This window comes from Pseudoalteromonas sp. Scap03, assembly GCF_013393115.1.
In the GTDB taxonomy this organism is placed as follows: Bacteria; Pseudomonadota; Gammaproteobacteria; order Enterobacterales; family Alteromonadaceae; genus Pseudoalteromonas.
Window position 1 is genome coordinate 2,253,928 of sequence record NZ_VDEU01000001.1, and the last position, 13,406, is coordinate 2,267,333.

Sequence of the window (13,406 nt, forward strand, 5' to 3'; positions counted from 1 at the left end):
CAGAATGAAAAAATTATCACGTTCGTTTTCGCTTTCTCTGGTTGCTGCAGGGCTACTAGCATCGGGTGCCGTGAGCGCCAAGTCATTAGCAATCATTAATGCAACTTTGCATACATCTTCAGAACAAGGTGTATTAGAAGGAGCTAGCATTGTAATGAATGAAGGCAAAATCACTGCCATTAACCCTAGCGATGTTAAAGCTGACAAAGTTATTGATGCTAAAGGTCAAATAGTGACGGCTGGTTTTATCGCCAGTGTAAATCAGCTTGGCTTAGTTGAAGTAGGTGCAGTTGCCGGTTCTCGCGATGCAGGAGAAGACAAAGCAGGTATCGATTTTGATGCAAGCTTAGCATTCAATCCTCGTTCAAGCTTAATTCCTTATGCACGTAAAGGCGGTATCACTCGCGATTTGATCACCCCATACGGTGGTGACAGCATATTTGCAGGCCTAGCAAGTGTTGTTGATTTAAGTGGTAGCTTTGAAAGCGTAGATAAAAAGCAAGCTGCACTAGTGGTTCATTTAGGTGAGCGTAGTAAAGGTTCTCGTGCATTTACCTTGCAAACGCTTATTAAAAAATTAGATGAGCATCAAACCAAAGCAAGTAAAGACGCTAAAAAAGACGACGCTAAGCCAAGTGCTGAAGACACGGTAATGGCTAAAGTACTAAAAGGCGATATACCATTACTAATTAGTGTGTCGCGTGCATCAGATATTGTTGAACTAATAAAAGTGAAACAGCAGTTTGGCGTAAACATTGTCCTTAATGGCGCTCAAGATGCCGTTGTAGTTAAAGATCGCATCGCTAAAGCAGGCATTCCTGTGATCATTAGTGCAATGGATAACTTACCAGGTAGCTTTGATTCGTTGCATGCGAGCTTGAATAATGCCGGCATACTAGAAAAAGCCGGTGTTAAAGTGCTACTAACTGTGGGTGGTGACGCAAGTCACAATGTTTACCAGCTTCGCTACGATGCCGGTAACGCAGTGTCTTACGGTATGAGCCAACAAGGCGCATTAAAGGCCATGACTTCGAATGTGGCTGATGTATTTGGTATTAACGCGGGTAGCCTAGAAGTAGGTAAAGCCGCTGATGTTGTTATGTGGAGTAACGACCCGTTTGAGCTGAGCAGCCACGTGAATAAAATGTTTATCAATGGTGTTGAGGTTAGTACTGAATCTCGCCAAGATAAACTGCGTGAGCGCTATACAACAGAGTCGAACATGCCACGCGCATACACAAAATAAACGTTTAAAGTTGAATTGAAAAGGCCGCATTAGCGGCCTTTTTCTTAGGCACAAAAAAGGCGCTCTGTGAGCGCCTTTTCATTCATTTAATCGATTTATACTAGTTTAGATAAAATCTCGTTAAATGTCGTGCTTGGACGCATTGCTTTGAAGGCTGCATCGTCATTTGGCTGGAAGTAACCGCCAATGTTCATTGCAGGACCCTGTGCATCGTTTAGCTCGTTAACAATTTGCTCTTTGTTGGTTTCAAGGTCGCTAGCAATTTGTGTAAATTGCGCTTTAAGCTCGCTATCTTCATTTTGCTTAGCAAGTTCTTGAGCCCAGAATAAAGATAAGAAGAAATGAGAACCACGGTTATCAATCTCTTTAACTTTGCGTGAAGGTGACTTGTTTTCAGCTAGGAATGTGCCCGTTGCTTTATCAAGCGTATCAGCAAGTACTTGTGCCTTGTTGTTACCTGTTGTTGTGCTTAGGTGTTCAAGTGACGCAGCAAGTGCTAAGAACTCACCTAAAGAATCCCAACGTAAGTGGTTTTCTTTTTCAAACTGTTGAACGTGCTTAGGAGCAGAACCACCGGCACCTGTTTCAAATAAACCACCGCCATTCATCAGTGGCACAATTGAAAGCATTTTAGCACTAGTACCCAATTCTAAAATTGGGAATAAATCTGTTAGGTAATCACGTAATACGTTACCTGTTACAGAAATCGTATCTTTACCTTCTTTGATGCGTGCTAGTGAGAATAAGGTTGCATCCATTGGCGATAAAATTTGAATATCTAGGCCAGCAGTATCATGATCTGGCAAGTATTTGTTCACTTTTTTGATTAGCTCAGCATCGTGTGCACGTTCTGCATCTAACCAGAAAATAGCCGGATTACCAGTTGCGCGAGCGCGGTTTACTGCAAGTTTAACCCAATCTTGAATTGGTGCATCTTTAACCTGACACATACGCCAGATATCGCCTTGCTCAACACTGTGCTCAAGTAGGGTGTTGCCGTTTGTGTCAACAACACGAATAGTACCGTCAGCTTTTGCTTCAAATGTTTTGTCATGTGAGCCGTATTCTTCCGCTTTTTGAGCCATAAGGCCAACGTTTGGTACGCTACCCATAGTTGTAGGATCAAAAGCACCGTGCTGTTTACAAAAATCAATTGTTGCTTGGTAAACGCCAGAGTAACAACGATCTGGAATTACAAAGCTTGTGTCTTGTAATTTATCGTCTTTATTCCACATTTGACCGCTTGAACGAATTGCAGCAGGCATAGAAGCATCGATGATCACATCACTTGGTACGTGTAAGTTTGTAATACCACGATGAGAATCAACCATGGCGATAGCAGGGCGGTTAGCGTAAACCGCTTGAATGTCTGCTTCAATTTCTTCGCGCTTAGCGTCATCTAATGTTTGAATTTTAGAGTACACATCGCCTAAACCGTTATTTACATCAACACCTAGCTCTTCAAAAAGTGCACCGTGTTTTGCAAAAACGTCTTTGTAGAATACTTTTACAGCGTGACCAAAGATGATTGGATCAGATACTTTCATCATGGTTGCTTTCATATGAAGCGAAAATAACACGCCTTTTTCTTTAGCTGCATTGATTTCAGCTTCTAGGAATGCTTGTAATTTTGCTGCACTGATACGTGATGCATCAATTACTTCACCAGCAAGTAATGGCGTGCTTTGCTTAAGTACAGTGATATCGCCATTAGCCGCTACGTGTTCGATACGAACATCCGTTGCTTCATCAACAGTTAGTGATTGCTCGGAACCAAAGAAGTCACCTTCTTCCATGCTTGCAACGTATGATTGTGAATCTTTGCTCCACGCGCCCATTGAATGTGGGTTATTACGTGCATACTCTTTCACTGAACCTGGTGCACGACGGTCAGAGTTACCTTCACGAAGTACAGGGTTTACTGCGCTGCCTTTAATTTTATCGTAGGCTGCTTGAATCGCTTTCTCTTCATCGTTTTTAGGTTCAACCGGGTATTCTGGAAGTGCATAACCTTTTTCTTGAAGCTCTTTAATTACAGCGCGAAGTTGTGGAACTGATGCACTAATGTTCGGTAATTTAATGATGTTAGCTTCTGGTGTTTTTGCCATTTCGCCAAGTTCTGCAAGTGCATCACCAATGCGTTGTTCTTCTGTTAGGTAATCCGGGAAGCTCGCAATTACACGACCAGCTAATGAGATGTCGCGTGTTTCAACTTCAACACCTGCCGCATTTGTGTATGCTTGGATAATAGGTAACAACGAATAAGTTGCTAGTGCCGGAGCTTCGTCCGTTTTTGTATAGATAATTTTTGATGTCATCATCATTCCTAGATAGTAGGCCGCATTGGCCAAATTCAACAATGCAAAGAAATCATCGCCTAATACTTTTAAATTAAGCATTAGTACATGCAATGAGTAGTCTGTTAGGTGTTGGTACTCGTATAACCTAAACAAGGTGAGAATAATCACACCTGACGGACTAGTGTCTTTTATAACTAAAATTTATGTAAATACAAACTAGCCATTAGGCTAAAGTAATTACGTTTTACAGGATAAAGAGTGTAACAAGCTTGGCTAAAAAGGGCTAGGATTACACGCCAGACGCCAGCAGTTAAACTTCTAATACTGAAATTATTGGGGTAGATAAAATAAAATCAAGGAGTGGGGTTGAATTAACAAACAATGAGGCAATTTATATTGGGGTGGTTAGGGATTTTTAAGAAATTAAGCGAGGATCTAAACAGGTCACTCGCTTTAGTCTCATAATTACAATCACCCTATAATATCGCCATTAGGCGCTATATTAGTAGCGTGTAGACCTTTAGGGCCCTGTTGTAATTCGAAGGTAACATCTTGACCAGCTTTAAGTGTCTTGTATCCGTCCATTACAATTGTGGAGTAATGAGCAAAAATGTCGTTCTCGCAACCGTCTTCTACGATGAAACCAAAACCTTTGGCGTTGTTGAACCATTTGACTTTACCACAAGCCATACTTCTACATCCTTCTATAAGTTGACTAATTTAGTTATCCTAAACTGTATTGTTTGCTAGACTGACTAAGGTTTAATCAATCACCATTTGACTGTAGTTTATTTAAGCAACCAGTCAAGTGTTTTAGGTTATTTTTTAACATTTTATTTATTTTTTTATTCAAGTTTGCTTGAGTTACAAAGACAAGACTATATTTAATTATGAGTGGTATGAAAGATTCTGGTGTTATCGACACCGTTCGCGATAGTGAAAAGCAAAAGTTGCAGCCACCGCGAAAATATAAAGTTGTGTTAAACAACGATGATTACACGCCGATGGATTTTGTAATAGAGATCTTAATGACGTTTTTTAATATGGATAGCGATAGAGCAACTGATGTGATGCTGCAAATACATCAGCAAGGTAAGGGTATATGTGGTGTTTATAGCGCCGACGTAGCACATACTAAGGCTGAGCAAGTTAACCGCTACTCAAGGGATAACGAGCATCCACTGCTATGTAGTTGTGAGCAGGAATAAATACCATAAAGGTGAACTTTCATCTTTGAAGTGCGGTATAAAATTATTATCTCTGTAAGGGGTTGCCAATGCTAAATAAAGACTTAGAACTAACTTTGAACACTGCGTTTCGTGAAGCGCGTACACGTCGTCATGAGTTTATGACCGTAGAGCACCTTTTATTAGCTCTACTCGACAACCCATCAGCTGGAGAAGCGCTTAATGCGTGTGGTGTTGACGTTTCTGGATTAAAAACAGAGTTACTTGAATTTATTGATGAAACCACACCGGTTATTCCTGATTTAGAAGAAGAGCGCGAAACTCAACCAACACTTGGTTTTCAGCGAGTATTACAGCGCGCGGTATTTCATGTGCAATCTTCTGGCAAAAATGAAGTGACAGGCGTTAATGTGCTGGTCGCTATTTTTTCTGAGCAAGAAAGCCAAGCCGTGTACTTACTTAAAAAGAATGATATTTCTCGACTTGATATTGTTAACTTTATTTCTCATGGTATCGCCAAAGGTGACGACGAATTAGGCGATGATACCGACGATATTCATGAAGAGGTGCAAGAAGTAGCAAGCGAAGAAGCGAGTAAGCTCGACAGCTTTACAACTAACCTTAATATACACGCTAAAGAGGGTAATATTGACCCGCTTGTTGGCCGTGATAGTGAAGTAGAGCGCACAGTGCAAGTGCTGTGTCGTCGTAAAAAGAATAACCCATTACTGGTTGGTGAAGCCGGCGTAGGTAAAACTGCTATTGCCGAGGGCTTAGCCTATCGTATTGTTAACGAACAAGTGCCTGAAGTCATTGCTGATGCGGTTGTGTACTCCTTAGATATGGGCGCGTTACTTGCCGGTACCAAATACCGAGGCGATTTTGAAAAACGCTTTAAAAGTTTATTAAAAGAGTTACAAGCAAAACCAGGTTCAATCTTATTTATTGATGAAATTCACACCATTATTGGTGCAGGTGCTGCCTCAGGTGGGGTAATGGATGCCTCAAACTTAATTAAGCCGTTACTCTCAAGTGGGCAATTACGTTGTATGGGTTCTACCACTTACGGTGAGTACAAGAATATTTTTGAAAAAGATCGCGCCCTTGTCCGTCGCTTTCAAAAAATTGATGTGCTTGAACCTAGCGTTGAAGATACCACTAAAATTCTTAACGGCTTAAAAGATCGTTACGAAGCACACCATGGTATTCGTTATACGCAAAAAGCGTTAAAAGCAGCCGCTGAGCTAAGTGCCAAGTATATTAATGAGCGTCACTTACCTGATAAAGCGATTGACGTTATTGATGAAGCAGGCGCAAGCCAACGGCTACTGCCTACGTCCAAGCGTAAAAAAACCATTGGTGTATCTGATATTGAGATGATTGTGTCTAAAATGGCGCGTATTCCGCCTCAAAATGTGTCGTCGTCTGATAAAGAAACGCTGAAAAACTTAGACCGTAATTTAAAAATGTTGGTGTTTGGACAAGATCAATCCATTGATGCATTAACTTCTGCTATTCGCTTATCGCGCTCAGGTTTAGCAAACGAGAACAAACCGGTTGGTTCGTTCTTATTTGCAGGCCCAACAGGGGTAGGTAAAACAGAGGTTACCAAGCAATTAGCTAAATGCATGGGTGTTGAGTTTATTCGTTTTGATATGTCTGAATACGTTGAGCGCCATGCGGTGAGCCGTTTAATCGGTGCGCCTCCGGGTTATGTAGGTTTTGAACAAGGCGGCTTATTAACAGAAGCGGTGATCAAAAACCCACATGCAGTGGTATTGCTGGATGAAATTGAAAAAGCGCATCCTGATATCTACAACATTTTATTACAAGTTATGGATCACGGTACGCTAACAGATAATAACGGCCGAAAAGCTGACTTTAGAAACGTAGTAGTGGTGATGACCACCAATGCCGGCGTACAAGAAACCACGCGTAAGTCGATTGGTTTTAGTGAGCAAGATCACACACACGATGCAATGGGTGAAATTAACAAAGTATTTTCACCTGAATTTAGAAACCGCTTAGATAACATTATTTGGTTTAATCACCTCGAGAAAGAGGTTATTTTGCAAGTGGTTGATAAATTTGTTGTTGAGTTACAAGCGCAACTGGATAAGAAGTCAGTTAACCTTGAGCTTACTTCTAAAGCACGTGAATGGTTGGCTGATAAAGGCTATGACAAAGCAATGGGCGCGCGTCCTATGGCGCGTGTTATCCAAGAAGATCTTAAAAAGCAATTGGCTAACGAAATACTGTTTGGTGAGCTAATTTCTGGCGGTACGGTAAAAGTATCGGTTAAAGATAAAAAACTGCGTTTTGATTACGAGAGTGACTTAACGCCAGCCTAACCTAAAAAAGTTAGCAATTTAAAAAGCCTGCTTTATGCAGGCTTTTTTATTTGCCAAAGAAATAGGCAACAAAAAACCCAGCAAAGGCTGGGTTTTTTGTTTATTAAATGTAATTACTGGCTACTACCATTAATTACATTTAATAAACGCTTAAAGCTAGTTTTCACTAGCCAAAAACTAAATCTCGTTTACGCACTTACTTAGCGAGCACGGAATACGATACGACCTTTCGATAAATCGTAAGGAGTCATTTCTACCGTTACTTTATCGCCGGTTAAAATACGGATATAGTTTTTGCGCATTTTACCTGAAATATGAGCCACAACTACGTGACCATTTTCTAGCTCAACTCGGAACATTGTATTTGGTAAAGTATCAAGGACTGTCCCTTGCATTTCGATTACGTCTTCTTTCGCCATGTTTAGCGTAACACCTCTTTAATAGTTAAACGCTGCAGATTTTGCCCAAAATACGCCAATAAGTAAAGGCGCAGGGGCTATTTTTGTAAATTAAATAGCCACCCACTGGTCATTGAGCTGTTTTTGGGCGGGTAAAAACTGGGTTTTATACTTCATTTTGTCACATTCATCTATTTGATAGCCTAAATAAACAAACTGTTTGCGCTGCTGTTTAGCAAATTTAAGCTGCTGTAATATCATTACAGTGCCTAAACTAAAGTGTTCGTAGTCAGGGTCAAAAAATGTATAAATAGCCGAAATAGCGTTGTCCATACAATCAGTTACAGCAACGGCCACTAAGTTTTCTTGATCCCAAAGCTCTATAAAGGTGATGGTTAACCAGCTACAAAACAAAAAGCTTTGAAATTGTGATTTATCAGGTGGATACATAGAACCGTCTTGATGACGTAAACTAATGTATTTACTGTAAAGTGGATAGTATTGTTCGCGTTCAACTTGAGAATATTTTACCTCAAAGCGGTTTTTTGCTTTGTTAAGTTTACGTTTTTGCGATTTTGTAGGGATAAACTCATCAGCTAAAACGCGCACAGAACTACACGCGCTGCAAATAGGGCAGTGCGGACGGTAAATTTGGTTACCACTGCGACGAAAGCCCAATCCTAATAACGACTCAAACTTATTGCTGCTATAACAACTTGGATCGAGTATCACCAGCAGTTGCTCTTGGCGATCTGGCAAGTAACTGCATTCAAATGGTTGGCTTAGGCCTATACGAGCTGGAAGTTGTTCATTCATATATCGCGATTAGCTCCTGTGGCTGCCACATACTGGCAGCTGGGGTGTAACACTGTGCTTTATTAAGTTTAGTTAAAAATTCTTCACGTGGAATCACGCTGGCACCTAACGACATTAAATAAGGATTTTCTAATTGGCAATCAATAAAATGCGCATTATGGCGTTTAAGCCAATTAACCAGCGCCCACATAGCCAGTTTGGAGCAATTTGTTTGATGATGAAACATTGATTCACCACAAAAAACACCTGTTTGCATAATCCCATATAAGCCGCCTGCAAGCTCTCCCTCGCGCCATACCTCTAAACTATGGGCCAAGCCATTGTGATGGGCATTAATGTACGCCTGTTGCATTTGCGGGGTTATCCAAGTGCCATCAGTATCAATGCGTTGATCGCGGCACGCTTCTATCACTTCTTCAAAGGCATGGTTAATAGTTACGGTGACCGGGTGCTTTTTTAAATGTTTTCGTAAGCTTTTACTAACATGAAAGTCATTAAGCTCAACAATACCGCGCTCACTCGGTGACCACCACATAATTGGCTCGTGTTCACTAAACCACGGAAAAATACCAGATAAATAGGCATTTTTTAACCGCGTTACCGATAAACATCCACCAATGGCAAGCAAACCATCTGGATCATCTAATGCATGGCTGGGATCAGGAAAAGCAAAGTGGCTTTGAGCGAGTTGATAAAGTTGTTTAGTCATAACACCGATTGAATAACTGCATGGTCAAGACAAAGTGTAACCTGTTGCTTTAAAATCACAAACCACAAATTATTGTGTTCTCTATAGGGTTGAGCAGGGCTTAAATTGCTGTTAGGTAAATTTTAGGCATAAAAAAGCGCGTTAAAAAACGCGCTTAATTAAATGGTAAACTAATCGAATTAGCTAACCACTTTTACTGGTACAGCTTCACCTGCGTTGAACTTAGTTGTCATTGCTTCTTCAACAGGTGTAAACGATGTAAGGTCAATACCTTCAACCGCAGACTTATACTCTTCCATAGTCGGGAAACGACCAAGAACAGAAGATAGAACTACAACTGGCGTAGAACCTAGTAGTGATTCACCTTTTTTCTCAGATGTATCGGCTACTACACGGCCTTGGAAAAGACGTGTTGATGTTGCGATAACAGTATCACCTGGTTCTGCTTTTTCTTGGTTACCCATACATAGGTTACAACCAGGGCGTTCTAGGTATAAGATATTTTCATACTTAGTACGTGCAGCCGTTTTTGGTTTTGCATCGTCAAATTCAAAACCTGCGTATTTAGCAAGAATATCCCAATCGCCTTCCGCTTTAAGCTCATCAACAATGTTGTATGTTGGTGGCGCAACAACCAATGGCGCTTTGAATGAGATAGAACCGTTTTTCTTCTCAAGGTTACGTAGCATGTGAGCAATAATTTTCATATCGCCTTTGTGAACCATACACGAACCAACAAAACCTAAATCAACAGGCTTGTCGTTGTAAAAAGAAACAGGGCGGATCACATCGTGAGTATAACGCTTAGAAACATCATCGTTATTAACGTCTGGATCGGCAATCATTGGCTCAACGATTTGGTCTAAATCAACCACAACTTCTGCATGGTATTTAGCGTTGTCGTCTGGAGAAAGTGCTGGCTCTTCACCAGATTGAATACCTGCAATACGCTTGTCGGCTAAATCGATTAGACCTTGTAGCGTTTGTGCTTCGTTTTCCATACCTTTGTTGATCATGATTTGGATACGTGACTTAGCAAGTTCAATTGACTTAATTAACGTTTCATCATTTGAAATACAGATTGACGCTTTCGCTTTCATTTCTGCAGTCCAGTCAGTGAAGGTAAAAGCTTGGTCAGCCATTAGGGTACCAATATGAACTTCAATGATACGACCTTGGAATACGTTTTCGCCGCCAAATTGCTTAAGCATTTGCGCTTGCGTTGCATGTACAACATCGCGGAAATCCATATGCTTAGCCATTTTGCCTTTAAACGTTACTTTAACTGAATCAGGAATCGGCATCGCAGATTCACCGGTTGCAAGTGCAACAGCAACAGTACCTGAATCGGCACCAAAGGCAACGCCTTTAGACATACGTGTATGCGAGTCACCACCAATGATGATAGCGCGATCATCAATTGTAATGTCGTTCAATACTTTGTGAATAACGTCAGTCATTGCATGGTAAACGCCTTTCGGGTCACGTGCAGTGATCAAACCAAACTTATTCATAAACGCCATTAGTTTAGGAATGTTTGCTTGTGCTTTGCTATCCCATACTGATGCTGTATGACAACCAGATTGATAGGCACCATCAACAAGAGGAGAAATCGTTGAAGCAGCCATTGCTTCTAATTCTTGTGCAGTCATTGGACCGGTTGTATCTTGCGAACCAACGATGTTCACTTTAACACGAACATTTGAGCCAGCGTGAAGTGGCGTATCTGATAGTACACCTACCGCGTTACGGTTAAAGATTTTTTCAACCGCTGTTAAGCCTTGGCCTTCGTGTGAAATTTCTTTTGAAGGTGCATAAACAAGCGGCGTTTCAATGCCAAGAGTTTCAGCAGCAAACGTTTGTAGTTTTTTACCGAATACAACTGCGTAAGAACCGCCAGCTCTCATGAATTCAACTTTTTGCGGTGTGAATGCTGATGAAATATCAACAAGCTCTTTATCACCGTTATAAAGCTTCTTCTCTTTAGTATTGATTGTTAGCACAGTACCAGTAGCAACAGAGTAGGCTTCTTCAAGCACAGCGTCACCATTTGCATCAGTTACTGTATTGCCGTCTGCATCTACTTTTTTAACCCAGTTTTTAAGGTCAAGACCAATACCGCCAGTTACATCAACCGTTGTTAAGAAGATTGGTGCAATACCGTTAGTACCTGCAACAACAGGTGCAATGTTGATGAAAGGAACGTATGGACTTGCTTGTTTACCAGCCCAAAGTGCTACGTTATTCACACCAGACATACGTGATGAACCAACGCCCATGGTGCCTTTTTCAGCAATAAGCATTACTTTAGCGTTAGGGTGTTTCTTTTGAAGGGCAACAATTTCTTGTTGTGCTTCTTCAGTGATCATGCACTTACCGTGTAATTCACGGTCAGCACGTGAGTGTGCTTGGTTACCTGGAGAAAGTAAATCAGTTGAAATGTCGCCTTCACCAGCAATGTAAGTTACTACTTCGATTTTTTCTTCGATGTCAGGTAATTTTGTAAAGAATTCAGCTTTTGAGAAGCTCTCTAGTAATTCTTTAGCAATTGGGTTACCTGCTTCGTAGGCCGCTTTAATGCGCTCCATATCTGCATCGTATAAGAATACCTGAGTTTTCAGTACTTCTGCAGCTTGTGCTGCGATTTTTGCGTCATCAGCAAAGGCTAAATCAATTAGCATTTCAATCGATGGGCCGCCTTTCATGTGTGAAAGTAGTTCGAATGCAAATTCTGGAGTGATCTCTGCAACGTGCTCTTCACCTAAAATGATTTCTTTTAGAAACTGTGCTTTAACGCCCGCAGCACTGGTTGTTCCAGGTAAAGTATTAAAAATAAAGAAATGCAGTGAATCTTTACGGTGCTCGTTATTAGTATCTTTAATTTGATTAATTATTTCTGATACTAGTTCAGCGCTATCGATTGGTTGTGGGCTTAATCCAAGCTCCGTTTTACGGGTTTGGATTTCTTCCATATATTTTGTATACAAACTCATAGAAAACTCTCGGTAATTTACTTGATATGAAGTTAAGCATTTTAACTGATTTTACAGTTTCTAGTAATGCCTAAATGAATAAAGCTTTTATTCCTGACGATAATTATAGCTAGTTTTACTTATATAATTTGACGGTATTTGTTGCTCACCCTTAGATCCTATCGTACCTGAGCCATTAATTGTATAAATAAGACTAATTTCAACTATAAGCCTAGTGAATGTTGGTGCGGGTACAATTATCTCGGGCGTAATAATTGGGCACAAAAAAGGGCTGAAAATTCAGCCCCAAAAGTATGCTATGTATGCTTATAGGTTATCTAAAAAGCGTTCTGCATCAAGTGCAGCCATACAGCCAGTACCGGCAGAGGTGATAGCTTGACGGTAAATATGATCAGACACATCACCGGCAGCAAATACGCCTGGCACACTTGTTTGAGTTGCATTACCGTTAAGACCAGATTCAACCACTAGGTAGCCGTCTTTCATTTCTAGCTGACCTTCAAACATATCGGTGTTTGGCTTATGGCCAATGGCAATAAACACACCCGCTAAATCAAGTTCTTCAGTAGCATCTGACGCCACATCTTTAATGCGAACGCCGGTCACACCCATTTGGTCACCAAGCACTTCATCAAGTGTACGGTTGAAGTGCATTACAACATTACCGTTTGCTGCTTTTTCAGCAAGGCGGTCAGCAAGAATTTTTTCACTACGGAAACTGTCACGACGGTGAATAACATGAACTTCATCAGCAATGTTAGACAGGTATAACGCTTCTTCAACAGCCGTGTTACCACCACCAACAACCGCTACTTTTTGGCCTTTATAGAAAAACCCGTCACAGGTTGCACAAGCAGAAACACCACGACCTTGGAAATTAGTCTCAGACTCTAAGCCTAAATATTTCGCAGAGGCACCGGTTGCAATAATTAAAGCATCACATGTGTAAGTACCTTGGTCACCGGTTAGTGTGAAAGGGCGCTTAGATACGTCAACTTTGTTGATGTGGTCGAACACAATTTCAGTTTCAAAGCGTTCTGCATGCTCTTTCATACGATCCATTAATGCAGGGCCGGTTAAACCGTGTGCATCGCCAGGCCAGTTTTCAACTTCAGTAGTGGTTGTTAGCTGGCCACCTTGTTGAATACCTGTAATTAAAACAGGATTTAAATTAGCACGTGCAGCGTAAACTGCGGCTGTGTAGCCAGCAGGGCCCGAACCTAAAATAAGTAACTTACAATGTTTTGCTTCAGTCATGATCTTTTCCTAAACGTTTAATACGGTTTTAATGCGCCCGATTCTAAGAAAAACAAGCAGGAAGTAAATAAAAGATGAGATTATTTTTTTTCGCAAATTCGGAAGCTGTTCATTAATGTGTACTAGCAAATGACTTACAAGCAGTGCTC

General features: G+C 40.9%; 10 protein-coding genes. 3 read left to right on the top strand and 7 right to left on the bottom strand.

Features of this window, described 5'->3' with window-relative positions:
• Nucleotides 1-4: 4 nt before the first annotated feature.
• The gene (locus FHG08_RS10270) at nt 5-1,246 is read left to right on the top strand and encodes an amidohydrolase family protein (RefSeq protein WP_178955842.1); all 1,242 of its coding nucleotides are present in this window, start codon (nt 5-7) and stop codon (nt 1,244-1,246) included.
• A gap of 95 nt (nt 1,247-1,341) precedes the next feature.
• Here FHG08_RS10270 and FHG08_RS10275 read toward each other — a convergent pair whose 3' ends face one another.
• Nucleotides 1,342-3,564, bottom strand: a complete 2,223-nt coding sequence (locus FHG08_RS10275; protein ID WP_178956849.1) for an NADP-dependent isocitrate dehydrogenase — start codon at nt 3,562-3,564, stop codon at nt 1,342-1,344.
• A 453-nt stretch (nt 3,565-4,017) separates the two neighbouring features.
• Nucleotides 4,018-4,236, bottom strand: a complete 219-nt coding sequence (gene cspD, locus FHG08_RS10280) for a cold shock domain-containing protein CspD (protein WP_138604913.1) — start codon at nt 4,234-4,236, stop codon at nt 4,018-4,020.
• Between the two features lie 209 nt (nt 4,237-4,445).
• Between cspD and clpS the strand changes: the two genes are divergently transcribed.
• On the top strand, nt 4,446-4,754 hold the full coding sequence (clpS, locus tag FHG08_RS10285) for an ATP-dependent Clp protease adapter ClpS (RefSeq protein ID WP_008110102.1): 309 nt from the start codon (nt 4,446-4,448) through the stop codon (nt 4,752-4,754).
• Between the two features lie 68 nt (nt 4,755-4,822).
• Nucleotides 4,823-7,084, top strand: coding sequence for an ATP-dependent Clp protease ATP-binding subunit ClpA (clpA, locus tag FHG08_RS10290; protein ID WP_008110100.1), 2,262 nt, complete (start codon nt 4,823-4,825; stop codon nt 7,082-7,084).
• A 200-nt stretch (nt 7,085-7,284) separates the two neighbouring features.
• Here clpA and infA read toward each other — a convergent pair whose 3' ends face one another.
• From infA to trxB, 5 genes are all read right to left on the bottom strand, one after another.
• Nucleotides 7,285-7,503, bottom strand: coding sequence for a translation initiation factor IF-1 (infA, locus tag FHG08_RS10295; protein WP_002962494.1), 219 nt, complete (start codon nt 7,501-7,503; stop codon nt 7,285-7,287).
• Nucleotides 7,504-7,593: 90 nt separating this feature from the next.
• Nucleotides 7,594-8,298: an arginyltransferase gene (locus FHG08_RS10300; protein ID WP_178955844.1), complete on the bottom strand. Its 705-nt coding sequence runs from the start codon at nt 8,296-8,298 to the stop codon at nt 7,594-7,596.
• Complete coding sequence (gene aat / locus FHG08_RS10305) at nt 8,291-9,007, bottom strand: leucyl/phenylalanyl-tRNA--protein transferase (RefSeq protein WP_178955846.1); 717 nt, start codon at nt 9,005-9,007, stop codon at nt 8,291-8,293. Before aat ends, FHG08_RS10300 begins: the two co-directional genes overlap by 8 nt.
• 179 nt (nt 9,008-9,186) lie before the next feature.
• A complete protein-coding gene (locus FHG08_RS10310; protein WP_178955848.1) occupies nt 9,187-12,000 on the bottom strand; it encodes a bifunctional aconitate hydratase 2/2-methylisocitrate dehydratase in 2,814 nt (937 codons plus the stop codon).
• A gap of 306 nt (nt 12,001-12,306) precedes the next feature.
• Nucleotides 12,307-13,257, bottom strand: coding sequence for a thioredoxin-disulfide reductase (gene trxB / locus FHG08_RS10315; RefSeq protein WP_178955850.1), 951 nt, complete (start codon nt 13,255-13,257; stop codon nt 12,307-12,309).
• Between the last annotated feature and the right edge of the window lie 149 nt (nt 13,258-13,406).